Annotated in this window: 23 protein-coding genes; 10 read left to right on the top strand and 13 right to left on the bottom strand. The window is 66.2% G+C overall.

Annotated features, from left to right (window positions below):
* Positions 1-11: 11 nt before the first annotated feature.
* Together GYH34_RS03325 and GYH34_RS03320 are read left to right on the top strand one after the other, a co-directional pair.
* Positions 12-890 (top strand): zf-HC2 domain-containing protein, encoded by an 879-nt coding sequence (locus tag GYH34_RS03325; protein ID WP_161912350.1) that lies wholly within the window; start codon positions 12-14, stop codon positions 888-890.
* Positions 891-1,033: 143 nt separating this feature from the next.
* Complete coding sequence (locus tag GYH34_RS03320; RefSeq protein WP_244635248.1) at positions 1,034-1,984, top strand: glycoside hydrolase family 16 protein; 951 nt, start codon at positions 1,034-1,036, stop codon at positions 1,982-1,984.
* A 20-nt stretch (positions 1,985-2,004) separates the two neighbouring features.
* On the opposite strand, the gene GYH34_RS03315 is transcribed toward GYH34_RS03320, so the two are convergent.
* The 3 genes from GYH34_RS03315 to GYH34_RS03305 form a co-directional block, all read right to left on the bottom strand.
* Positions 2,005-2,451, bottom strand: a complete 447-nt coding sequence (locus tag GYH34_RS03315; protein ID WP_161912349.1) for a DUF2147 domain-containing protein — start codon at positions 2,449-2,451, stop codon at positions 2,005-2,007.
* Positions 2,452-2,518: 67 nt separating this feature from the next.
* Entirely contained in the window at positions 2,519-2,947 is a 429-nt protein-coding gene (locus GYH34_RS03310) for a DUF1772 domain-containing protein (protein WP_161912348.1), read from the bottom strand.
* 102 nt (positions 2,948-3,049) lie between these two features.
* Positions 3,050-4,114: a GSCFA domain-containing protein gene (locus GYH34_RS03305; RefSeq protein ID WP_161912347.1), complete on the bottom strand. Its 1,065-nt coding sequence runs from the start codon at positions 4,112-4,114 to the stop codon at positions 3,050-3,052.
* A gap of 218 nt (positions 4,115-4,332) precedes the next feature.
* On the opposite strand from GYH34_RS03305, the gene GYH34_RS03300 reads away from it, so the two are divergent.
* A complete protein-coding gene (locus GYH34_RS03300) occupies positions 4,333-5,382 on the top strand; it encodes a WcbI family polysaccharide biosynthesis putative acetyltransferase (protein WP_161912346.1) in 1,050 nt (349 codons plus the stop codon).
* Between the two features lie 33 nt (positions 5,383-5,415).
* Here the strand turns inward: GYH34_RS03300 and GYH34_RS03295 are convergent, their stop codons facing one another.
* From GYH34_RS03295 to GYH34_RS03285, 3 genes are all read right to left on the bottom strand, one after another.
* Positions 5,416-6,096, bottom strand: coding sequence for an MOSC domain-containing protein (locus tag GYH34_RS03295; RefSeq protein ID WP_161912345.1), 681 nt, complete (start codon positions 6,094-6,096; stop codon positions 5,416-5,418).
* Positions 6,097-6,192: 96 nt separating this feature from the next.
* Positions 6,193-6,429 (bottom strand): thioredoxin family protein, encoded by a 237-nt coding sequence (locus tag GYH34_RS03290; RefSeq protein ID WP_018267261.1) that lies wholly within the window; start codon positions 6,427-6,429, stop codon positions 6,193-6,195.
* Between the two features lie 130 nt (positions 6,430-6,559).
* A complete protein-coding gene (locus tag GYH34_RS03285; RefSeq protein WP_244635247.1) occupies positions 6,560-7,249 on the bottom strand; it encodes a MarR family winged helix-turn-helix transcriptional regulator in 690 nt (229 codons plus the stop codon).
* 100 nt (positions 7,250-7,349) lie between these two features.
* On the opposite strand from GYH34_RS03285, the gene GYH34_RS03280 reads away from it, so the two are divergent.
* Together GYH34_RS03280 and GYH34_RS03275 are read left to right on the top strand one after the other, a co-directional pair.
* Entirely contained in the window at positions 7,350-8,012 is a 663-nt protein-coding gene (locus GYH34_RS03280; RefSeq protein ID WP_161912344.1) for a phosphoribosylanthranilate isomerase, read from the top strand.
* A gap of 77 nt (positions 8,013-8,089) precedes the next feature.
* Positions 8,090-8,431, top strand: a complete 342-nt coding sequence (locus tag GYH34_RS03275) for a hypothetical protein (protein ID WP_161912343.1) — start codon at positions 8,090-8,092, stop codon at positions 8,429-8,431.
* Between the two features lie 13 nt (positions 8,432-8,444).
* Here the strand turns inward: GYH34_RS03275 and GYH34_RS03270 are convergent, their stop codons facing one another.
* Entirely contained in the window at positions 8,445-9,791 is a 1,347-nt protein-coding gene (locus tag GYH34_RS03270) for a glutamate--tRNA ligase (RefSeq protein WP_161912342.1), read from the bottom strand.
* A 206-nt stretch (positions 9,792-9,997) separates the two neighbouring features.
* On the opposite strand from GYH34_RS03270, the gene GYH34_RS03265 reads away from it, so the two are divergent.
* Entirely contained in the window at positions 9,998-11,134 is a 1,137-nt protein-coding gene (locus tag GYH34_RS03265; protein ID WP_161912341.1) for a ceramide glucosyltransferase, read from the top strand.
* A gap of 67 nt (positions 11,135-11,201) precedes the next feature.
* Here GYH34_RS03265 and GYH34_RS03260 read toward each other — a convergent pair whose 3' ends face one another.
* A complete protein-coding gene (locus GYH34_RS03260; RefSeq protein ID WP_161912340.1) occupies positions 11,202-11,642 on the bottom strand; it encodes an Hsp20 family protein in 441 nt (146 codons plus the stop codon).
* Between the two features lie 144 nt (positions 11,643-11,786).
* The gene (locus GYH34_RS03255; protein ID WP_161912339.1) at positions 11,787-12,248 is read right to left on the bottom strand and encodes a hypothetical protein; all 462 of its coding nucleotides are present in this window, start codon (positions 12,246-12,248) and stop codon (positions 11,787-11,789) included.
* Positions 12,249-12,456: 208 nt separating this feature from the next.
* Between GYH34_RS03255 and rpmF the strand changes: the two genes are divergently transcribed.
* Entirely contained in the window at positions 12,457-12,645 is a 189-nt protein-coding gene (gene rpmF, locus GYH34_RS03250; RefSeq protein ID WP_024878183.1) for a 50S ribosomal protein L32, read from the top strand.
* A 75-nt stretch (positions 12,646-12,720) separates the two neighbouring features.
* Here the strand turns inward: rpmF and GYH34_RS03245 are convergent, their stop codons facing one another.
* Positions 12,721-13,512, bottom strand: coding sequence for an SDR family oxidoreductase (locus GYH34_RS03245; protein WP_161912338.1), 792 nt, complete (start codon positions 13,510-13,512; stop codon positions 12,721-12,723).
* A 4-nt stretch (positions 13,513-13,516) separates the two neighbouring features.
* Positions 13,517-14,014 carry a TerB family tellurite resistance protein gene (locus tag GYH34_RS03240; protein WP_161912337.1) on the bottom strand — a complete coding sequence of 166 codons (498 nt, stop codon included), beginning with the start codon at positions 14,012-14,014 and terminating at the stop codon, positions 13,517-13,519.
* A 347-nt stretch (positions 14,015-14,361) separates the two neighbouring features.
* Between GYH34_RS03240 and GYH34_RS03235 the strand changes: the two genes are divergently transcribed.
* Together GYH34_RS03235 and GYH34_RS03230 are read left to right on the top strand one after the other, a co-directional pair.
* Positions 14,362-15,696, top strand: a complete 1,335-nt coding sequence (locus GYH34_RS03235) for a DEAD/DEAH box helicase (RefSeq protein ID WP_244635246.1) — start codon at positions 14,362-14,364, stop codon at positions 15,694-15,696.
* Positions 15,697-15,908: 212 nt separating this feature from the next.
* Complete coding sequence (locus GYH34_RS03230; RefSeq protein ID WP_161912335.1) at positions 15,909-17,399, top strand: glycerol-3-phosphate dehydrogenase; 1,491 nt, start codon at positions 15,909-15,911, stop codon at positions 17,397-17,399.
* On the opposite strand, the gene GYH34_RS03225 is transcribed toward GYH34_RS03230, so the two are convergent.
* On the bottom strand, positions 17,380-18,081 hold the full coding sequence (locus tag GYH34_RS03225; RefSeq protein WP_161912334.1) for a class I SAM-dependent methyltransferase: 702 nt from the start codon (positions 18,079-18,081) through the stop codon (positions 17,380-17,382). The two genes, GYH34_RS03230 and GYH34_RS03225, sit on opposite strands and share 20 nt — an antisense overlap.
* Positions 18,082-18,168: 87 nt before the next feature.
* On the opposite strand from GYH34_RS03225, the gene glpK reads away from it, so the two are divergent.
* Positions 18,169-19,650: a glycerol kinase GlpK gene (glpK, locus tag GYH34_RS03220; RefSeq protein WP_161912333.1), complete on the top strand. Its 1,482-nt coding sequence runs from the start codon at positions 18,169-18,171 to the stop codon at positions 19,648-19,650.
* 14 nt (positions 19,651-19,664) lie between these two features.
* On the opposite strand, the gene GYH34_RS03215 is transcribed toward glpK, so the two are convergent.
* Positions 19,665-21,368, bottom strand: coding sequence for a hypothetical protein (locus GYH34_RS03215; protein ID WP_161912332.1), 1,704 nt, complete (start codon positions 21,366-21,368; stop codon positions 19,665-19,667).
* Between the last annotated feature and the right edge of the window lie 585 nt (positions 21,369-21,953).

The following is a 21,953-nucleotide window of genomic DNA, read 5'->3' as shown; positions in this document are numbered from 1 at the left end:
ACAGGCCGCAAATGACGAGCCCCCGGGAGCATGTCGACGAATCCGACCTGCATGCTTTCGTCGATGGCGAGCTCGACGCCGAGAATCGCCGGCGCATAGAGGACCATCTGCACAATCACGCCGAGGACGCCGCTCTGGTCGAAGGCTGGCGCCGGCAGAATGCGGCGCTGCGCGCGGCCTTCGCCCAGACGGTGAAGGAGCCCGTGCCCGCCGGCCTGCGGACGGCCTCGGTGACGAGCCTCACGCGCAGCTTCGGCTCCGGCGTCAATTGGGCGCGCTTCAGCCCCAGCAAGGGCGCTTCGCTGCGCGCCATGCGGCGCTCGGACACGAGCCGCAAGCTCCCGCGCCGGCCCGCCATCATCATGTCGCTGCTGACGCTGCTCGCCGGCGCGGCGGTGGCGGGAGCGGCGCTGCTGGCCTTCACCGGCCCCGCCTCGCCGCCCTCCGCCCCGCAACGGATCATGATCGAGCCGCCGGGGCTCGTCGCCCACGCCCAGCTCGCCTATCTGACCTTCGCGCAGGATTCGCGGCCAGTGGAGATCGTCGCCGAGCGCAAGGCCGAGCTGGCCACCTGGCTCGGCGAGCGCGCCGGCTTCGGCCGACTGCCGAACCTCGCCGATGTGGGCCTCGAGCTCATCGGCGGCAGGCTCGTTCCGGGCGTGATCTCGCCGGCGGGGCTGCTGATCTATCAATCCGCCGCCGGCGCCCGGGCGGCGCTCTATTTCGAGCGCGCCGGCGGCGAGCGACCCTCGGCTCCGCCCAAGACCGCGGCCGGCCTCGCGGCGGTGGAATGGCGCGCCGCCGGCTTCGCCTTCATCCTCATCGGCCCGCTCACGGCCGAGACCGCGCGCGCCGCCGCCGAAAGCGCCGCCGCCCAAGCCAGCCGCTGAAAGCCAGCCGCGATAAGCCGATCGCCTGCCGGGCGGCATGTTTCCTTCTACCGATCTCGCCAGCCGTCGGGAACGTCCCCGATCGGCGCAGCATATCCGCGGCCGCTCGGCAGCGGCGTCGAATTGTGTCGAAAGGAGCGGCGTTGTCCGGCAGCAGCGTGAGCGGAACCGAGGAAATCCGCGCCGTCCAATATTTGCGGGCGGCCGCGGCGATCCTCGTCGTCTTCATCCATACCGGCGTCTACGCCGAGCAAATCTATTGGCCGACGCCGCGCGCCGGTCGGCGCATGGCCGCGCTGCTGCTCTGCGCGCTCGGCGTCGTCGCCATCGCCTTCGCCGAGCGAGGCCTCGCCGCCGAGCCGAAACGCGCGCCCCCGCGTCTCGTGCATGAGGAGGATTTCTCGCGCGCCGGCGGGCTCGATCAAAATTTCTGGTCCTATGAGATCAGCTTCATCCGCAATCGCGAGGCGCAATATTATCGCCCCGAGAATGTCTTCGTCGCCAATGGCGCGCTGGCGCTGGAAGGCCGCGCGGAAGGCGTGCTGAACGCCCGCTACGACGGCGCCTCGAAAGATTGGACCCGCTCGACGCTCACTTCGGAATACACATCCGGCAGCATCTTCTCGCGCTTTTCGATGCGCTATGGCGCCGTGGAGGTGATCGCGCGCGCGCCGAAAGGCGCGGGCACATGGCCGGCGATCTGGATGCTCGGCGGCGACGACGGGCCGCCCTATCGCGAGATCGATATAGTGGAGGCGGTCGGCAAGCATCCGAACATCGTCTTCACCAGCGCCCATGCGGGTCCGACGCTGGACGAGCTGACCAATTGGTCGGCCGAGACCAATGTGCCGACGCTGTCCTCGCAATGGCACGTCTATCGGCTGGATTGGAGCGCGGAGACCGTCGCCGTCTCCATCGACGGCCGGCAGGTGCTCGCCGTCGCGCCGCGCGGCCCGGACGATCCGCTGCGCATGCCGATGCGCATTCGCATCAATCTCGCGCTCGGCGGCTCCTGGGGCGGACAGATCGACAGAAGCGCATTGCCAGCGCGCTTCGAATTTCGATCGATCCGCGTCTATTCCAACGAGATGTGATCGCTCCGCGTGAGAGGCGCCTATCTCAGGTCATCGTCGACCATCGCATGGGCGGCATGCGGAGCGGAAACGCGCGTCCAGGTCTCGCCGCTGCACAACATGCCCCAGAGGCAGCCCTTCAGCGTCAATCGCGTCGGGCTGTCGACAGTGACGAAGCCGTCATAGGTCTTGCCGTCCTCGACATTGAAGATCTGGCCGGCCCAGCGATTGGGGCCGGTCTGCGTGGCGCCGCGAAGAATCACCGCGCCTATCGAGGAGCGATCCTCGGCGTTTTGCGCGGCGACGACCTTGGCGCAGAGCTTGCCGTTCTCGCAATCATAGAAGCTGAAGCGCACGCCGCCTTCCTGCCGCAGCCAGACGCCGCGCGGATCATTGGACGAGGCGCCGGCCGCAGAACCGCAGGCCAGAGCGGCGGCGGCCAGCAGCGCGGAAGGCGCGAGAAGCTCGCGAGCGAAAGAGCGCGTCATGTCGATCCTCCTTCTGTCAGCGAGGGAGGATCGACGAGCATGATGTCGAATCTTCGGCCGCGACGCCTCAGCCGTTGGCGAAGACGAAGAGCGCGACCGCGAGCGCGCCGAGCGCCGTGAGCGCGAGCTGAACCTTGCCCCACAGCTCGATCGCCTTGCGCGCATCGGCGCCGTCCTCGGCCGAGATCAAGGCGAGAATGCGGTTGTCGAGCGGTGAGACCGCATAGAACATGAAGGGCCAGGCGGCGACGATCACCGCGGCGCCGGCGAGCCAGCGCGCATCGTCGGAGGTCTTGTAGTCGATGAATCCGAGAATGGCCGAGAGCAGCGAGAGGCCGGCGAGCAGAGCGAAGCCGCGATGATCGGAGGTCTCCCATTCCTTCATCAGCGATTTGTCGTCGAGCTTCAACCGCGCGGGCTGCTCGACGAAATTGACGTAGAGAGACGCCCCTGTGAAAGCGCCGGCGACAGCGAGCGCGAGCGAGCCCGTGACCATGAGGCGAATCCTCCGTTCGAACTGCGACAGAGGATATATAAGCTCTAGTTTCGGGAAACGAAGATCGCGTTTCCCGCCGATGGGCGGGAAACGCTAAAAAGGTCACGCGGTCTCGATCGCCTCTTCGTCGCAGACGATGCGGGAATTGCTCTCCGCCTCCGCCGCCACGTCGAATTTCAGCGGCTCGATCTTGGCCGTCTGCGTCTCGCGCTCGGTGAAATGGTCGAAGAACAGGCGCATCGTCTGGCTGATGCCGAAGGGATTTATGCGCCGCACATCCTCCCGATAGAAGCGCGCGACATTTGGCGGCGCCGTCGCGACGTCGTACGACGGGAAATATGCGATATTGGGCCGCGCCCGCACCACCTCGTCCGCCGCCGCGCGCAGAATCGCCTTGATCGCCGAATTGGCCTCGAGCACATGGCGGTCCTCGTAAGTGGCGATGATGCCGACCGGCGAGACGCTGAGGATGATTCGCGACGCCGGATTGACCGAGCGAATGCGATCGACCGAGGCGAGGAAGTCGCGCACCACCTCCGAAACGGTCATATTGTGGAAAGCGTAGAGCGAAGGATCCCACACGCCGCCGGCGACGCCGGGCGCCTGCTGCAGCACCGCGCCATCGCTGCGGCAGCGCCAGGATTCGGTATGGCCGAAGGTGAAGACGAAGACGTCCAGCGTCTCGAACATTTTGCGCACGGCGGCGAAATGCCGCTCGCGCTCGGCCAGCATGTCCTCGATCGTGTCATAGCCGTCCGGCTCTATGCTCGGGCGGAAAGGATCGACGATGCGGCCATCCTCCTGCCGCACCCAATGCACGAGCTCCGGCTTGAAGGCGCCATAGGCGCGGTCGAACAGCTGGAGCAGCGCCGTCGTGGTGTAGAGATTGCCATAGCGGCAGGAATACATCGAATAATTGCGCCGCTCCGCCTCGGCGGCGGACATGCCCTCCGGCGGCTGCTCGGCGAGATAATAGTGGAAGCCGCTGGCCTTTAGTTTCTGAGCTATTTCTTGCGCGAAACAGCTCCCGCCGGTCGCCACTTTGTCTGTCAGCGAGATTTTGAACGGCGTGGAGAGAATGGGGTCGATCGCGAAAGGAGGCGTCTGCGTCACCGCCTTGCGCCAGAAGCGATGGTCGGGTAGGGAGCTATAGGGATGTTCCGCCAATTGTCGGTCTCCTGGAAAGCCGCCGGCCGCATGGCTCGTCGAGCAGGGTTCATCTACGACGCGCGGTCCGCCCTCACAAAGGCGAGAACAGCGCGCCGGAATGGGATGAATGCGGCGGCTTCATCGATGCGGCCGGGAGCATAAACGGCGACCGGGCGCTTGTCATCCTTCGGCGCCGACTTCGATTTCGGGCCGCGACGAAATGGCGTAACGCGCGCATGTTGTCTCAGATCGACCGGCAGATCATCCGCTCCTGGTACAATCATCTCGTCGAGCCGCGGCTCGCGCCCTTCCACGCGAAGGGTCCGCGCCTCACCGGGCCGCGCATCGCCGTCATCGGCAATTGCCAGGCTTTCGGTCTCGCCTATGCGATGAAGCTGCTCGACCCTTCCGCGCGCGTCTCGCATTTCTCGGCGATCGCCAAGACGCTCGCGGACATAAAGCTGCTCGCCAAGACGCTCGCCACCTACGACTATGTGTTCAGCCACGAGTTTCTGCACGGGCATGTGCGCGGCGGCGGCTCGGCGGAGCTGTGCGAGCTCTTGGACAAAGTGATCATGATTCCGGCGATCACCTTCTCCGCCTTCCATCCCGATCTCGTCTATCTGCTGGACGAAACGCGCGGCCATGCGCCGACCATCGGCCCGGTCGGCCCCTATCATTCGGCGCTCGCCGTCTTCGCCTTCCGCCGCGGCCTCTCGGTGGAGGAGGCGCATGCGCTGTTCAACCGCAATGTGTTCGAGGCGCTCGGCTATTTCGACGTCTGGAACGACGCCGTGAACGAGCTGGTCGAGACCGGCAAGCGCAAATACGGCATGGATCTCTCCGGCGAGATCGCCAATTGGTCGCGCCGCGGCGTGTTCATGTATTCGCTGGTGCATCCGCGGCCGTTCGTGCTCTTCGATCTCGCCAAGAAATTTTTCGCCCATGCCGGCCTGCCGACTCCGGCGCCCGTCAATGGCGACTATTATGCGATCGACGATCTCGGCCGCGCGGAGATATTCCCCATCTATCCGCCGATCGGCGAATATTTCGGCGTGCAGGGCAGCTACACCTTCAAGCTCGAGAATTATCATCTCTCGAGCGAGGTCGGCGAATTCGTGTCGCTGAAGTATTTTCTCACCGAATGCTACAAGGTCTATCGCCGCAGCACGCCGGCGCAGCTCACCCATCCGCGCATAGAGGCGTGGCTGGCCGACCCGGCCGCCGTCGGCCGCATCATCACGCTCGCGGGCGAGAATTTGCGCAAGGGCCTGCTGCCAGCCTGACGCGCCGCCTGCCTTCAGAACCGCGCAAGGCTCTCACGCGCCGTCGAGGCGCGTGGACCAATCCTCCACCGCGCCGCGCGCGAGACGGCGCGCGGCCAGCTCTCGCCAATTGCGCGCCAGCGGCGCCAGCTCGGCCATTTGCGCCAGCGCATCGCGATCGAGCATGCGTAGATAGAGCAATTCATTGAGCCGCGACAAAGGCCAATCCGGCAGCGGCCGCTCCATGCGCTGGAGAGATGCGCCCGGCTCGGCGACGCCTTCGCGAAGCACGCGATAATACCAGCCGGTGCGCCCGCTCGTTTGAACGCGCCGCGCCATATCCGGGCGCGCGAAACGCGTATTCAGCTTCCAGCAGGGCTGGCGGCCCTGGCTCACCTGCAGCAGCGCCGAGCCCAGTTCGAAGATGTCGCCGATGCAGATGTCGCGCTCGGTCACGCCCAGAGTGGAGATATTCTCGCCGAAGGCCGGAGCCGCCGCGACAAGCGCCGGCTCCTCCGTCGCCCAGGCCGCGTAATGATCGCGCGGATAGTGATGCAGCGCCTTCTCCGGCCCGCCGTGATGGCGCAAATCGCCCTGACGATCGCCGTCGAGGCCGTCGCGCAATATGCGCCAAGGCGGCGTCGCCGCGCTTTTGGCGATGCCGCTCGGCGCCGCGCGGGGACCGAGAGAAATGAGCGCCGGAGCCGCGAAGAGGGTTTCGATCACAGGGGTCATAGGCGGAGCTCGCTCGAAAAAAGGCCTCGCGCGAGCATGGCTCGGCGAGGCAGTTCGGAGTCGCCGAAGTGACAACGGCGGGGGGTCGTCGGTGGTCTATTTCAGCGCGGAGAGATCGGCGCCGAAATTAATGTGATAGGCGCGCCCGTCGATGACGAAGGCGGGCACGGATTTGACTCCGGCCGCCTCGGCCTCGCCGAGCCGCGCCTTGTCCTCGCCGAGATGCACGATCTCGACATCGAAGACTTGCGGGTCGAGCGCTTTGGCGAAGGCGGTCTCCGCATCCGCGCAAACGGGGCATCCGGCGTGATAGAAAGTCGCTTTCGTCGCCATGGCCTTGGTCCTCCTCTCTTCTACCTGCGGCGCGCCCTCTCGAAATGGCGCGCCATTCTGCTGCGAACCCGCCGCGGGCTTGGATCGGCGACGCCGGAATCCCGAGCGGCTCGAGAATTTGCGATACATCTCAGGCGCCCGCGCGCGGCCCCACCGGCTGCGCGTCGCGATGCGCGAAAAGGCTCCAAGCCTCCTCGCTCTCCGCCGGCGGCGCGGGATCGTGCTCCGGGCAGTCCAGGCGCAAATGACGGCCGCCGAAAGCCGCGTCGACGAGCGCGCAATGATGCGGAAGCTCGGCGTCCGCATGGGCGTGCGGGCGAAAGTGGCGGCAGCTGACGCAGAGCCGCTGCGGCGGAATGGCCTCGGCCTTCTGCAAGGCGCGGATCGTCTTGATGACCAGATCGAGCAGCGTCTGCTGCTCTTGTGGCGTCAGCGTCTCCAGCGCGCTTTCGGCGGAGGTCATGGCGAGGCCGATAGCGCGAACGACGTCGCAGCCGGCCGGCGTCACGCGAATGGCGATGGCGCGTTTGTCCTGAGGATCGGCGAGCTTGGTGACGAGACCCTTGCGCGTGAGGGCGGCGATGGAATCGGTGGCCGTCGGCTGGGTGACGCCCAAATGCTCCGCCACAGCGCGCAGGCGCAGCCCGGCCTCGCCGCGGCCGGCGATGAAGGTGAGCGCATGCAATTGTGTGGGGGTGAGCCCGGTCTCCTCGGCGACGCCCCATTCATCGGCGCGCATGGCGGCGGCGATGCGGTCGAGCCCCTCGCGCAAGCGGCGCGGCAGAGGGGTGGTGATGGCGTCGAAGAGCGTCATGGACATTTATTAGGAGTCCTAATTATTTTTGTCAAGCGTCGTCTAGACGGGGTCGTGACGGACCGCTTCCGGCGCCGCATGATCGGGCGAGGCCGCGGGAAGGAAGATGAGAACCAGAGTTAAAATCTGCTGCATCGGATCGCCGTGCGAAGCCGAATTGGCGATCGGCGCGGGAGCGGATGCGCTCGGGCTCGTCGCGGCCATGCCCTCGGGACCCGGCCCTATCGCCGACGAGCTGATCGCCGATATCGCCGCCGCCGCTCCGCCGGCGATCTCGACCTTTCTCCTCACCAGCGAAACGAGCGCCGCATCGATCGCCGCCCATATCGATCGCACCAGGCCCACGACGGTGCAGATCGTCTCTCACATCGCCGCCGGCGACGCCGCGGAACTGGCGAGGCTTCGGCCCCACATAAGGCGCGTGCAGGTGATTCATGTAGAAGGACCGCGCGCGCTGGATCTCATTCCGGCCTACAGCCCCTTCGTTCATGCCTTTCTGCTCGATTCGGGTCGCCCCGGCGCCGCCACGCCGGAGCTCGGCGGCACCGGCCGCACTCACGATTGGTCGATCAGCGCGGCTTTCGTCGCGGCGAGCCCACGGCCGGTCTTCCTCGCCGGCGGCCTCGACGCCGCCAATGTCGGCGAGGCGATCCGGCGCGTCCGGCCTTTCGGCGTCGACGTGTGTTCCGGGGTGCGACGGAATGGCGCGCTCGACCACACGGCGCTGAGCGAATTCATGCGCGCTGTACGCGCGGCGGACGAGAGCTGACGCGCGATCGCGCTTGCGAGCTGTCGCCTCCCTGCGCTAGGCCAAGAAGGTCATTCGCCTCTCGCAGGATCGACCCTATGCTCCGCCCCGCCGCCGCTTGCCTCTTCGCCCTCGCCGCCACCATTCCCGCGCGCGCCGCCGATCTCAATGATTATCCGACCTCTGCGCGGGCGGATTATGTGTTCGGCTGCATGAAGGCCAATGGCGATTCGCGGCAGGCGCTGGAGCAGTGCTCCTGCTCCATCGACATCGTCGCCTCCATATTGCCCTATGAGCGCTATGTCTCGGCCGAGACGGTCGCCAGCATGGATCAGCAGGCGGGGCAGATCGGCTCGCTGTTCCGAAACTCGCGCCTCGCCAAGGAGGCGCTCGAGGAGTTGCGTCGGGCACAGGCGGAAGCGCAGGTGCGGTGCTTCTGAGGGGCGCGCGCCCTCACGCCCCCGAGAGCCTCGCCACCGCCCGCGCATGGCCGATCAGCGGCAGCAGCAGCGATAGTTCCGGCCCAGTCTCCGCGCCGGTCAGCGCGACGCGCAATGGATGAAACAGCGCCTTGCCCTTGCGGCCGGTGCCCGCCTTCACGGCGCTGGTCCAGGCCGACCATGTGGTTTCGTCCCAAGGCTCGGCGGGCAGCAGCGCCTGCGCCTGCGCCAAAAACTCCGCATCCTCGCGGATCGGCTCGATCTCGCCCTCGACGACGCGCCACCACTCCAGCACATCGGCGAAGCGCGTCAAATTCCCCCGCACCGCGCGCCAGAACGGCTCGGCCTTGAAGCCGACGATGTCATGCGCCTCCAGGCGCTCGCGAACGTCGTCATATTCCGATATCGCCAGAGTGCGATGGGTGAGCGGACCGAGGTCGGCGGGATCGAAACGCGCAGCGTTGCGCGAAAGATGCGCGAGATCGAAAGAATGCGCGAGATCGCCGAGCGAGCGCACCGCATGGACGCTGTCCGACGAGCCGGTGAGCACCGCCAGCGCCGCCACGGCGAGCGCCTCATAACCCTCCTCGCGCAGCGAGGCGATGGCGAGCGAGCCGGTGCGCTTGGAGAGCGCCTCGCCCGCGCCGCCGACGAGAAGATTGTGATGCGCGAAAACAGGATGCGCATGTCCCGGCGCCAGCGCCTGGAACAGGCGAATCTGCACCGCCGTATTGGTCACATGATCCTCGCCGCGAATCACATGGGTAATGCCGAGCTCTATGTCGTCCACCACGGAAGGGAGCGTGTAGAGAAAGCTGCCGTCCTCGCGCAGCAGCACCGGATCGGACAGAGTGGCGCAGTCGATCGCGCAATCGCCGCGAACGAGATCGCGCCATTCCACGACGCCCGCCGGCAGCTTGAAACGCCAATGCGGCTTGCGTCCCTCCGCCGCCAGCCGCGCGCGCTCCTCGACCGAAAGCTTCAGCGCGGCGCGGTCATAGACGGGCGGCAGCCCGCGCGCCTGCTGCAATTTGCGGCGCTTCTCCAATTCCTCCGGCGTCTCGTAGCAGGGATAGAGCAGGCCCGCCGCCTCGAGGCGCGCCGCCGCGGCATCGTAATGCGCGACGCGCTGCGACTGCCGCACCACCACATCCGGGCGCACGCCGAGCCAGGCGAGATCGATCTCGATCGCCTGCGCGAACTCCTCGCTCGAGCGGGCCAAATCGGTGTCATCGAATCGCAGCACGAATCTTCCATGGTGGGAGAGGGCGTACAAGTAGTTCAGCAGGGCCGGACGCGCATTGCCGATATGGATGCGGCCGGTCGGCGAGGGCGCGAAGCGAACGATCGGAGTGGTCATGAGCAAACTTCGGCAGGAGGAGAGTGCGAGGGCCGCGCGACGCGACAAGATTCTCGCGCCGCCCCCCTTTTGCCAAGAGCTGAGCTCCTTGTCAGGCGGAATATCGGTCTGGCCCGCTCCGGGGCTGCGCGGCCGTCGCCGCCCGCTGGCGCAGGCGCAGGCCGCCGCCCGTCTCGAATCCCGAAAGTGACAGGCAGGGAACACGCATGATCATGGCCTATGTGTGCGCCGCCTTCTGCGCGACGCTGCTCTCGCTCAACCTCGCCAGCATCGCCATCGCCGCCTTCCGCTGCAAAGCGCGCCCCCGCAATTTGCGCGTTCCCGCCCATGCGCCGCCGGTGAGCATCGTGCGGCCGCTGCGCGGGCTCGAGACCTTCAGCGAGGAGACGATCGGCTCCACCTTCGCGCTCGACTATCCGAGCTATGAGGCGCTGTTCTGCGTGCAATGCGCCAATGATCCGGTGATTCCGCTGGTCGAGCGGCTCATCGCCGCGCATCCCCATATCTCCGCCCGGCTGCTGGTCGGCGACGATTATGTGAGCGTCAATCCCAAGCTCAACAATTGCGTGAAGGGCTGGGACGCCGCCCGCCATTCCTGGGTCGTGCTCGCCGACTCCAACGCCCTGCTGCCGCCGGACTATGTTCAGACCATGCTCGCCGCCTTCCGCGACGACACGGCGCTCTCCATCTCCATGCCGATCGGCTCTCGCCCCAAGGGCTTTTGGGCGGAAGTGGAATGCGCCTTCCTCAACACCTTCCAGGCGCGCTGGCAATATGGGGCGGAGGCGGTCGGCATCGGCTTCGCGCAGGGCAAGAATATGATGTGGCGCCGCGAGGTGCTGGAGCGCGCCGGCGGCATTCGCGCCCTGGGCGCCGAGATCGCCGAGGACGCCGCCTCCACCAAGATCATCCGCGCGCAAAAGATGAAGGTGCGGCTCGTGGACATGCCCTTCGAGCAGCCGCTCGGCCATCGCACGGCGCATGAGGTCTACTCCCGCCATGTGCGCTGGGCGCGTCTGCGCCGCGTCACCTTCCCCGCCTATTTCGCGCCGGAATTCATGAATGGCAGCTTCATGCCGGTCATCACCGGCGCCTATGCAGCGCATCTGCTCGACGCCAATGTGGCGCTGACCGCCGGCGCGATCCTCGCCGCGCTCTATGGCGCGGAATGCCTCCTCGCCCGCATCGCCGGCTGGCGGCTCTCCCGGCTGACCCCGCTGGCGCTGCTGACGCGCGACATTCTGCTACCGGTGATGTTCGTGGACGCCTGCCTCTTCGACGATTTCGTCTGGCACGGCAACGCCATGACCGTCCGCGAGCAGGAAGAGCAGACGACCGGCTGAGCCATCCCCCCGAGGTCTCTCTCGAAAAGACCTGCGAAGACGAAGGGGCGCCGCGAGGCGCCCCTTTTCATTTGGCCGGCTCCTCCGGCGTCGCTATGTCGATCTTGCGAATGACGCGCTCCGGCTCCGGCCGCACCAGATCGATGGACAAGAGCCCATTGATGAGATCGGCGCCCAGCACCTGCATCCCCTCGGCCAACAGAAAGGCGCGCTGAAACTGCCGCGCGGCGATGCCGCGATGCAGGAACTGGCGCTCACGATCGTCCACCTGCTTGCCGCGAATGACGAGCTGGCTCTCCTCGAGCGAAATCTCCAGCTGCTCGCGCGTGAAGCCGGCGACCGCCAGCGTCAGCCGCAGCCGATCGGGGCAGGAATCGGCGCCCGGCAGCCTCTCGATATTATAGGGCGGATAACCATCGGAGCCCGAGCGTGTGACGCGATCCAGCGCGCGTTCAATCTCGTCGAACCCCAGGAGGAAGGGGGAATTCAGCGTCGGCAGTCGTGCCATAACGAAGCCCTCGCGGCGCTTCTCTTGCGAAGAATCTGCGAGGCCCGGCGTCGGCGCCTCGGGGCCGTATATGGAGCCGAAGCTCGACACGATCAAGCGGGGCGGCGGGGGCGAGGGAGACAAACGCCGAAGGCGCTCGGCGGATTAGTCGGGGTCGGGATAGCCGGCCAGAAGCTCGCCGCGCGGCAACGCTTCACGCATGGCCGATCGGAGTGCGTCGAAAGCCGCGGCGACCTTGTCGAGCGCGGCGCCGTCTCCCTTCAGCGCCTCACGGAAAACCGCCGCGCTTTCGATCTGTGACAGTATTTCGGCAATGCCCTGCCGATAGCTTTCGATCGGCTCCTTCGCAAAAGGCGACATGTTGAGCTTTGTCGCAATTTTTGCGTCTGCTGGGAGATAGACGACGTTCGTCTCCGAGTCGAAATCAAATTTTTTCTTGCCGATCAGCAATCTCAAAACCGGATGATCGTCGAACGCCCTCGGAATGATACGCTGCGCCTCGAACGTGACCATGCCGAGTCTGGTGGAAATTTGCTTCGCAGGCCACTCCGCAGCGAGCGCGACGGTCGCGTCGGATACGAAAAGGGCTGAAACGAGACCGATCAATTTTCGCATCCGCAATCCTTTTCGATTAAATCGTCCCTCCGCATCGGGTCGACGAGCAGAGATTTTTCCAACGTCGTGGAAGGTGTCAACCCGATTCGGTCGCCCTTTCAGAGTCCGGTCCAGGCTAGCCACGCGTGCGAATTTGGTGTATGCGCCCCGCACGAGTTTTCACCCCGCCCCCGATGCGGGGAGTTGGAGATCGAGACAAATGGCCGTTCCGAAGCGAAAAACCTCCCCGATGAAGCGCGGGTTCCGCCGCTCCGCCGACGCGATCAAAGCGCCGACCTATGTCGAGGACAAGGATTCGGGCGAGCTGCGCCGTCCGCATCACATCGACCTCAAGACCGGCATTTATCGCGGCCGGCAGGTGCTGAAGGTCAAGGCTCAGGAAGCCTGATCTTTTCAGCCGCGCGAATTTGCGAGCCCGACGCGCGAGAGCGCCGTCGGGCTCGCGGCGTTTCAGCGATGACGATCAGCGCGCCTGCTGCGCCTTGGCCAGCAGCGGCAGCAGAATCGCGCGCGGCGCCGCGCGTCCCGCCGCGACGAAGAATTTGTTCACCAGCCCCGGCACCACCACGCGGCGACCGGAGAACAGCGCATCATAGCCCTGCCGTGCGACCTCCTCGGCCGGCAATAGCGCAGGCCTCACCGCTTTCATCTCGCCTTTGTAATCGAATCCGGCGCGGGCCTGGAAACCCGTCTGCACCGGACCGGGGCAGAGCGCGGTGACGCGCACGCCATGCGGCTTCAGCTCCTCGGCCAGAGCCTCGCTGAAGGAGCGGACATAGGCCTTGCTGGCGTAATAGACGGCGAAGCCCGGCCCCGGCATGAAGGAGGCGACGGAGGCGACATTCAATATCCCGCCGCGCGTCTCTATGACCGAGGGCAGGAAGCGAAGCGTCAGCGCCGTCAGCACGCGTATATTGAGATCGACGATCGCCAATTGCTCGGCGGCGTCCAGCTCGGCGACCCGGCCGACGAGGCCGAAGCCGGCGTTGTTGACGAGAATCTCGGGCTTGCGCCCGGCCGCGCTCAGAGTTTCGGCCAGGCTCTCGCAGGCGCCCGTCTCGCAGAGGTCGAGATCGACGACCAGCGGCCGCTCCGGCGCGCCGGCCGCCTCGATCTCGCCGGCCAAAGCCTCCAGCCGATCGCGGCGGCGGGCGACCAGAGTGACGTGATGGCCCTTGCGAGCGAAGAGCTTGGCCAGCTCCAGGCCGATGCCGTCCGAGGCTCCGGTGACGATGGCGGTGGTCGCGGCGCTCATGTCTTCAGCCTCCCCAGGGGCCGGGCGGAACCGGCTTGTCCGCGTCCTTCGCAGCAATGTCTTTCGCTTCTTGGCGGAGCGCGACGCGATCGCGCGTGGAGACGCCGAGCAGCTCGGCGACGCGCCAAATCACATTTTCCTCGAATTCATGGACCTCGCCATCGGCATAGGCCATCTCCCACAACATGCCGATGACGACGCGCCGACCCTCTTCGTCGAGCTTGCGCTTCAGCACCTGGGTGAAACGATAGAGATCGACGGCGTCACGCTCGCTCTCCGCCGCCGCCTCGATCAGCGCGCGGGCGGCGGCGTGGTCCAGGCCGAAACGCGTCTCGACGATCTTTTGTAGCAGCGCGCGCTCGCCGGCGTCGAATTCCCCGTCTATGGAGGCGAGATGCACCAGAAGCGCGACCGCGGCGAGCCGATAATCGGACGCCTCCAGCGGACGCGGGCGCGCCGGCGCGGCGACCTCATCGAGAAAAGCGCGGAGTGCTTCGAGCATGGCGCGGACCTTCGAGGGTTCGGAATATCCTATGCTCTATATGGCGGCGAACGGGCGAAGCATAGTCCACGGCCACGCCTGCCGCGCGCGGCCAAAGCGCCACAATGGCGCAAACTGCGCGATTGCCGATTGACAGAGCCTTGAATTCTCTTTACCTACGTTCTTGCTGCAATGCAGCGTGACTCGTTCCGGCCGCGTGGATCGCTTCCCACAGGGGATCGGAGCCGTAGAGCGGGTCCTCATCACGATGACGGCCCGATACGCGGGGCAGGTCTCCCATCCATCGCTGCATGGCCTCGCACGGGAGACGTTCTCGCGCGCATGCGGCCTATTTCGAAAGTTACGCAGTGACCAATTTCGCCGATCTCGGCTTCGCCGAGGTCATTCTGCGCGCGCTCGCGCAGGAAGATTACGTGACGCCTACGCCGATCCAGGCTCAGGCGATCCCCGCGCTTCTCCAAGGCCGCGACCTGCTCGGCATCGCCCAGACGGGCACCGGCAAGACCGCCGCCTTCGCTCTGCCGATCCTGCAACGGCTGCTCGAGGACCGCCGCCGCCCCGCCCCCAACACGACGCGCGTTCTGGTGCTCGCCCCGACGCGTGAGCTGGCCGCGCAGATCGCCGACAGCTTCCGCGCCTATGCGCAATTCGCCCGCATCAGCATCGGCGTCATCGTCGGCGGCGTGGCCCATGGTCCGCAGATCCGCATGCTCGCCGGCGGGCTCGACGTTCTCGTCGCGACGCCCGGCCGCCTGCTCGACCATGTCTCCTCCAATCATCTGCGGCTCGAGTCGACGCGGACGATCGTGCTGGACGAGGCCGATCATATGCTCGACCTCGGCTTCATCGTCCCCATTCGCAAGATCGTCTCGCGCCTTCCCAAGGAGCGGCAGAATCTCTTCTTCTCGGCGACCATGCCGAAGGAGATCGCCTCGCTCGCCGACGACATGCTGCGCGACCCCATCACCGTCAAGGTGACGCCGGCGGCGACGACGGCCGAGCGCGTGGACCAGCGGGTGATCATGGTGGACGGCGCGGCCAAGCGCGACGTTCTGCTGGAGCTTTTCGCCGATCGGAACTTCTCGCGCGCCATCGTCTTCACGCGCACCAAGCGCGGCGCCGATCGCGTGGCGCAGCATCTCGACGCGAATGGCGTCGGCGCCTCGGCGATCCACGGCAATAAGAGCCAGAATCAGCGCCAGCGCGCGCTCGAGGATTTCCGCTCCGGCCGCACCCGCGCGCTGGTGGCCACCGATATCGCCGCCCGCGGCATCGATATCGACGGGGTCTCCCATGTCGTGAATTTCGAGCTGCCGGAAACGCCCGAGGCCTATGTCCACCGTATCGGCCGCACCGCGCGCGCCGGCGCGACGGGCGCCGCCGTCTCGCTCTGCGACAATAGCGAGCGCTCGCTGCTCAAGCAGATCGAGCGCGTGACGCGCCAGACGCTGCCGATCACCGACCGACGCAGCGCGCCGGGCGCCGCCCCGGCCGAGGGCGACTCGCCGCGCCGTCCGCACGAGCATCGCCGCACGCATCAGGAGCCGGGCCGCGCCGCGCGCCATCCGGGCAAGCCCGCCGAGCATGGGCGACCCCCGCAGCAGCAGCAGCGCCGCCGCGCCAAGCCGGCCGCCGCCCGCCGGCCGGACCATTCCGCGCCGCGCTCACGCGCCTCCGAGTAAGCTGCATTGGAGCGGGAGGGGACCGCGCAGGCCCCTCCCTCCCCCGCTTCGCGGGAGCGGGGGACGGCAAGCATTTCGCGAAGCCTCGATGACGCGCCGAATCTACTCCCTCTCCCGCGCAGCGGGGGAGGGTTGGGGAGGGGGCGCTGGCGAATCTTTCAGCTCTCGGCTCTACTTTCTCTTCGCGAGCAAAATCGCGGAGGGAGCCGGCAATGGTCTTCGATCTGCTTATCGTCGGCGGCGGCGTCAATGGCTGCGCCATAGCGCGCGACGCCGCCGGACGCGGGCTGAGCGTGCTTCTGCTCGAGAGCAAGGACCTCGCCGCCGCGACCTCCTCCGCCTCCACCAAGCTGGTCCATGGCGGGCTGCGCTATCTCGAGCAATATGAGTTCCGCCTCGTTCACGAGGCCTTGGCCGAGCGCGAGCTGCTGCTCGCCGCCGCGCCGCATATCATCCACCCGCTGCAATTCATCCTGCCGCATGAGAGCGCGATCCGCCCCGCCTGGCTCGTGCGGCTGGGGCTTCTGCTTTATGACCATCTGGCGCGGCGAAAGCGCATCCCCGGCTCCTCGACGGTCGCCCTCGCCGGCGCGAAATTCGGCGCGCCGCTGACCGCCGATCATCGCCTCGGCTTCTCCTATTACGATTGCCGCGTCGATGATTCGCGCCTCGTCGTGCTGGAGGCGCTGGACGCTGTCGAGCGCGGCGCGCAAATTCGCATCGGCGCGCGGCTCGTCGGCGCGCGACGGGACGGCGCGCAATGGATCGCCAGCGTCGCCGGCGCCGATGGCAAGCTCGAGGAGGTCCGCGCCCGCGCGCTCGTCAACGCCTCCGGCCCCTTCGTCTCAGAGACGCTGGAGCATCGTCTCGGCCTCAGCTCGCGCAAGCATGTGCGGCTGGTGAAAGGCTCGCATATCGTCACGCGCAAGCTCTATGAGGGCGCGCAAGCCTATATGCTGCAGCGGCCGGACAAGCGCATCATTTTCGCCATTCCCTTCGAGGAGGATTTCACCCTCGTCGGCACCACCGACATTCCTTTTCCCGCAGCGCCGGGTCCGGTGGCGATCAGCGACGAGGAGACGGATTATCTCATCGCGGCGGTGAATCATTTCTTCGAGAAGAAGATCGCGCGCAGCGATGTCGTCTGGACCTATTCAGGCCTGCGCCCGCTCTATGACGATGGCGCGCTCGAGGCCTCCGTCGTCACGCGCGATTACGCTTTCGATCTCGACGCGCGGGCGGAAGAGGCGCCGGCCCTGTCGATTTTCGGCGGCAAGATCACCACGGCGCGCCGCCTCGCCGAACATGCGCTGGAGACGCTCGCGCCCTTCTTTCCGAATATGCGCGCCGCCTGGACGGCAGGCGCCATTCTGCCCGGCGGCGACATAGGCGCGGCCGGCTTCGGCGCCTTTGTCGCGGAGCTGGAGCTCGCCAAGCCGTTTCTAGGGTCCCGCCTCGCGCGCCGGCTCGTCGGCGCCTATGGGACGCGGGCTTGGCGCTTTTTGGCGCCGGCGAAATCTCTCGCCGATCTCGGCGCGGATTTGGGCTGCGGCCTCACCGAGGCCGAGCTCGATTATCTGCGCGCGCAGGAATGGGCGCGCACGGCCGAGGATGTGCTGTGGCGGCGCTCCAAGCTCGGCCTGTGGTTCGATTCGGCGCAGACGGAGAGGCTGACCCGCGCGCTCACCCCGCGCGGGGCGTGAAGCGCGCCACCTTGTGCCAGCGAAAGGCGGCGATCGGCGCCGCCTCGAGGCCCGCCGCGCGCGCCTGCGCCTGCAGAATGGAGAAGCTCTCCGGCATATCGTTCTCGACGAGATGCGCGCAGGTCGTCTCGCGCTCCTCGAGCGTCAGCTCGCTCCAGTCGCGGCGCAGCCATTCCACATAATGGGCGTGATAGAGGGGCAGCGTCTCGTCCTCCTCGCGCATTACATCGGTCATCAGCAGCAGCCCGCGCTCGGAAAGGCGCGCGGCGGCGCGGCGGAAGAATTCGGCCTTCTGCTCCGTGGAAAGGTGATGCACGGCGAAGCTCGTATGAATGACGTCGAAGCGCTCCTCGCCCGAGCCGACGGCGGCGAGCAGATCCTCGCGGCGCAGCTCCGCCGGGCAGGCGAGAATTTTCAAATTCTCGGCGGCGAGGCCGAGCGCGGTCTCGGAGAGATCGACGCCGACATAGCGATTGGGACGGAGCCGCGCGAGCCGCGGCGCGAAGACAGAGGCGTCGCCGCAGCCGAGGTCGAGAATGGAAAAACCCTCACCGCCGAAGGCGGCGCGCAGCGTCTCCTCGACGCGCTCGCCGATCTCGCGATGGAACATGTAATTCGTGTCGACGATCTTGCGATAGGTGCGCCAGGCGGCGAAGAATGCGTCGGTAGGCTGGTTCGTCATCTCGGACCCGTTCCTCGAGTTTTTGCTCTCATAACATTTAGCGCATCTCGTGTCTTCGTGGCGCGAAAGGACAGAGGCGGAGCGGTCATGACCAGATATGTCGGCGCGATCGACCAGGGCACGACGAGCTCGCGCTTCATCCTCTTCGATCATGAGGGCGAGATCGTCGCGCTCGACCAGCGCGAGCATGCGCAAATCTATCCGCGCCCCGGCTGGGTGGAGCATGACGCGGCGGAAATCTGGCGCAACACGCAGAGCGTCATCGCGGGGGCCTTGAACAAGGCGGGGCTGACGCCGGCCGATCTCGCCTGCGTCGGCCTCACCAATCAGCGCGAGACGACGCTGCTGTGGGATCGCCGCACGGGCGCGCCGCTGCACAACGCCATCGTCTGGATGGACACGCGCACCGACGCGCTGGTCGCGCGCTTTTCCGCGCAGGGCGGCAAGGATCGCTTGCGCGCGAAGACGGGCCTGCCGCTCTCCACCTATTTCTCCAGCCTGAAGCTCATCTGGCTCTTCGAGAACATTCCCGGCGCGCGCGAGAAGGCAGCCGCCGGCGAAGCGCTGTTCGGCACGATGGATTCGTGGATCGCCTGGAATCTGACCGGGCGCCATTTCACCGACGCCACCAACGCCGCGCGCACGCAGCTGATGAATCTCGAGACGCTGCAATGGGACGATGAGCTGCTCGCGCTCTTCGACATTCCGCGCGCCTGCCTGCCGCAGATTCTCTCCTCGAGCGAAATCTATGGCGCCTGCCGCGCGCCGCTCGCAGGCGCGCCGCTGTCGGGCGCGCTCGGCGATCAGCATGCGGCGCTGATCGGACAGGCCTGCTTTGCGCCCGGCGACGCGAAAAACACCTATGGCACAGGATGCTTTCTGCTGATGAACATCGGCGAGACGCCGCGTCTCTCCACCAAAGGCCTGCTGACGACGCTCGCCTACAAGCTCGGCGACGCGAAGCCCGTCTATGCGCTCGAGGGCTCCGTCGCCATCGCCGGCGCGCTGGTGCAATGGCTGCGCGACAATCTCGGAATTATCGAGAAGAGCGCGGATATAGAAGCGCTGGCGGCGAGCGTTCCCGACAATGGCGACGTCTATTTCACGCCCGCATTCTCCGGCCTCTATGCGCCCTATTGGCGCGAGAGCGCGCGCGGGATCATCGCCGGCCTCACGCGCTTCTCGACGAAAGCGCATATCGCGCGCGCCGCGCTGGAAGCCGTCGCCTTTCAGACGCGCGACGTCGTCGCGGCGATGGCGGCCGATTCCGGCGTCGCGCTGGAGGAGCTGCGCGTCGACGGCGGCATGGCGGTCAATGCGCTGCTGATGCAGTTTCAGGCCGATATTCTCGGCGCTCCCGTCGTGCGGCCACGCTGCATAGAGACGACGGCGCTCGGCGCCGCCTATGCCGCAGGACTGGCCGTCGGCTTTTGGAAAGACAAGCGCGAGATCGCCGCGCATTGGCGCGCCGAGAAAAGATGGAGCCCGACGATGTCGAAGGAAGAGCGCGACCGCCGCATCGCCAAATGGGCGAAGGCGGTGACGCGCTCCTTCGATTGGACGGATTGACGCGCGAGGCTTCGTCAGAATTTGGCGAGCACGGGAATGGTCGGCGCGGCGCCCTCGAACGGATAATAGCGAAAGCTGGTGAACACCATGCTGTCGCGCGCCTGCGGCGCGCCGCCGACGCCGAAATAACCGTCCTTCACCGTGTAGGAATATTGCACGCCGCCGCGCACCTTGCCGAACTGGCCTTCGTATAATGTATGCCAGAAGCCGCCGGTGACTTGCCGAATGTCTTTGATGATTCCGGCGCAGGCCAAAGCGCCGCCCAATGGAACATTGGCCGCCGTGCCGCCGGAGAGGAAGGCCGTCGTCGTCAGCGCCTCATTCTCTATGTTGCAGCCCAGATTGTTGAAATAGGGATTGGCGAAGCCGCCGAAAATGACATTGCCCGGCACGGCGACATATTGCGGATTGGCGCGCGTGAACTCGCCGCCGGCATAGGCGTATATGTCGAGATCGGGCCGCGGATGCAGGACGCCGCCGATGAGAATCATGCGCTCGTTGATCGGCAGCGGGCCGCCGTCGAAGACCGACCATGTCGAGTCCGCGAGCTGCCCGGCGCCATAGCGGCCGATTCCATGGCCGATGGCGCCGGAAACTTGGAAATCGAGGAGGCCGGGGAGAACCGGCGCGAATAGGCCGGCTCCGAAGCCGCCGCCCCAAGCGTTGCGATTTCCCCAGTAAGCGCGCGTTGTGAAATTGCGCGCCAGGCCGAAGCCCTCCAAATGCACGGTTCGATCGCCGAGACTGGCGTCCCATGCGGCTTTGCCGATGAGATCGGGCGCGCGATTGAGCGAATAGCTGTTCACAATGTTGAACAGGCCGCCGCCCGCCGCTTGTCCGAACAATATCGGATTTTGCAGCGGCAGAGCGGTCGTGCCGAAGAAGCCCGGAGGGAGGGAGCCATAGCCGGTGAAAGTGGTGGCGGCGCCCTCGGCGGCGAAGGCGAGCCAGAATTCCTTGTTGAAATCCACAGTGAGGCGCATGCCGGGCTGCCGCGCCCAGACATAGCCGGGAACATATTGCGCATCGATGGTGAGCGGCTGAATCGTCGTGTCCGGCTTTATGCCGACCTTGTTCAACGTCACCAGCGACCACGCCTGCCCGGCCATGAAATGCGCGCCGAACGAATCCCAATCGATATTCGTGTACATCTGCCGCAGGCGCAGATTGTAGGAATTACTCTCATTCGAATTGGCGGTTTGCGCCGCGCCGAGAAAATCGGTTTCGACATAGCCGGTGATCTTGGTGAAAGGATCGATGTCGCCCTTCACCAGCATGGACAGACGACTCTGTCGCGCGCTGAAGCGGAACTCGCTCGAATGTCCCGTCGCGAAGAAATTATAAGGAATGTTCTGAAACGGCGTGTTGACGTCGGCGCCGACCCAACGGCTGCGCCAGACGCTTTCGAGCGCGATGAAGCCGCCGGGCGTGATCGTGATTCCCCGAAAGCGGAAATTGTCCGGCCCTTTCTTTTCCGCCTCCTCCTTTTTTTCCTTCTCTTTCTGCTTCTCCTCCTTCTCCTTTTTCTTATCGGCCTGCGCGGTCTTTTGCGACTTGTCCAATCTCGCCTCGAGCTTGTGCAAGCGCTCCGTGAGCGCGCGAACCTCCGCGCGCAACTCCTCTTCATTCGCGCTCGACGATGTCGTCGAGACGAGGAGAAGCGTGATCGCGAAAGAGCCGCGCAGCAGCTCTGCGCGATGAGAATGAAAAGGATTCATTGCGCCGGTCCCCTGGACGGCGCCGCGCCGATGAGAAAGGCGCGCCCGCGCGCGTCGCCGAACGAGCGCCCGAGGAGCAGCCGAAACGCTGTGCGGCGCGACGCCGATCACTGTCGAAAACGAAGAGGTGCTGAAATCGCACGCGACGCGCGACACGAATGCGCGCGGCCATGCCGGCGCGGCGCCGATTCGCTCGGCGTCGGGACGCTACGCGCAGGCTATGACGAATCGACGACCGAGGGAATGCTCGCTCACGCTGCTCTCCGACGATCACATGCGCGGAAAGCGGACGCGAGCTCTAGCCGCGCAGCGCGAATCGAAAGCGCCGGCGAATCACGGCGCCGTCGATGCGCGAGCGTCGCTTTTGGCGCGGGCCGCGCGCATGCGGGAGCGCGAGCGCTGCGCGCAGGGGCGGCACGGCTGCGGACGCGCCGACAACATCTTGCTTTTTATCGAAATTTTCGACGCTTTGCGGAAGCCTTGCGAGCGAAGGCTTCGCCGCCTGTTTCCGCGGCGATTCGTCCCTTGTGACGGCAGTAGGTGATTTGTGTCGCGATTATGTATATAAGGCGACATCGAAGCCGA

Origin of the sequence: Methylosinus sp. C49, from assembly GCF_009936375.1 — a bacterium.
GTDB lineage: Bacteria > Pseudomonadota > Alphaproteobacteria > Rhizobiales > Beijerinckiaceae > Methylosinus.
This window is presented reverse-complemented; position numbering and strand designations above follow the sequence as displayed.

Bases quoted from the DNA above. Each gene is read 5' to 3' on its own strand.
- GYH34_RS03325 (WP_161912350.1), top strand. From the start codon at position 12: ATGACGAGCCCCCGGGAGCATGTCGACGAATCCGACCTGCATGCTTTC.
- GYH34_RS03315 (WP_161912349.1), bottom strand. From the start codon at position 2,451: ATGACGCGCTCTTTCGCTCGCGAGCTTCTCGCGCCTTCCGCGCTGCTG.
- GYH34_RS03310 (WP_161912348.1), bottom strand. From the start codon at position 2,947: ATGGTCACGGGCTCGCTCGCGCTCGCTGTCGCCGGCGCTTTCACAGGG.
- GYH34_RS03300 (WP_161912346.1), top strand. From the start codon at position 4,333: ATGTTGTCTCAGATCGACCGGCAGATCATCCGCTCCTGGTACAATCAT.
- GYH34_RS03295 (WP_161912345.1), bottom strand. From the start codon at position 6,096: ATGACCCCTGTGATCGAAACCCTCTTCGCGGCTCCGGCGCTCATTTCT.
- GYH34_RS03290 (WP_018267261.1), bottom strand. From the start codon at position 6,429: ATGGCGACGAAAGCGACTTTCTATCACGCCGGATGCCCCGTTTGCGCG.
- GYH34_RS03285 (WP_244635247.1), bottom strand. From the start codon at position 7,249: ATGTCCATGACGCTCTTCGACGCCATCACCACCCCTCTGCCGCGCCGC.
- GYH34_RS03280 (WP_161912344.1), top strand. From the start codon at position 7,350: ATGAGAACCAGAGTTAAAATCTGCTGCATCGGATCGCCGTGCGAAGCC.
- GYH34_RS03275 (WP_161912343.1), top strand. From the start codon at position 8,090: ATGCTCCGCCCCGCCGCCGCTTGCCTCTTCGCCCTCGCCGCCACCATT.
- GYH34_RS03270 (WP_161912342.1), bottom strand. From the start codon at position 9,791: ATGACCACTCCGATCGTTCGCTTCGCGCCCTCGCCGACCGGCCGCATC.
- GYH34_RS03265 (WP_161912341.1), top strand. From the start codon at position 9,998: ATGATCATGGCCTATGTGTGCGCCGCCTTCTGCGCGACGCTGCTCTCG.
- GYH34_RS03260 (WP_161912340.1), bottom strand. From the start codon at position 11,642: ATGGCACGACTGCCGACGCTGAATTCCCCCTTCCTCCTGGGGTTCGAC.
- rpmF (WP_024878183.1), top strand. From the start codon at position 12,457: ATGGCCGTTCCGAAGCGAAAAACCTCCCCGATGAAGCGCGGGTTCCGC.
- GYH34_RS03245 (WP_161912338.1), bottom strand. From the start codon at position 13,512: ATGAGCGCCGCGACCACCGCCATCGTCACCGGAGCCTCGGACGGCATC.
- GYH34_RS03240 (WP_161912337.1), bottom strand. From the start codon at position 14,014: ATGCTCGAAGCACTCCGCGCTTTTCTCGATGAGGTCGCCGCGCCGGCG.
- GYH34_RS03230 (WP_161912335.1), top strand. From the start codon at position 15,909: ATGGTCTTCGATCTGCTTATCGTCGGCGGCGGCGTCAATGGCTGCGCC.
- GYH34_RS03225 (WP_161912334.1), bottom strand. From the start codon at position 18,081: ATGACGAACCAGCCTACCGACGCATTCTTCGCCGCCTGGCGCACCTAT.
- glpK (WP_161912333.1), top strand. From the start codon at position 18,169: ATGACCAGATATGTCGGCGCGATCGACCAGGGCACGACGAGCTCGCGC.
- GYH34_RS03215 (WP_161912332.1), bottom strand. From the start codon at position 21,368: ATGAATCCTTTTCATTCTCATCGCGCAGAGCTGCTGCGCGGCTCTTTC.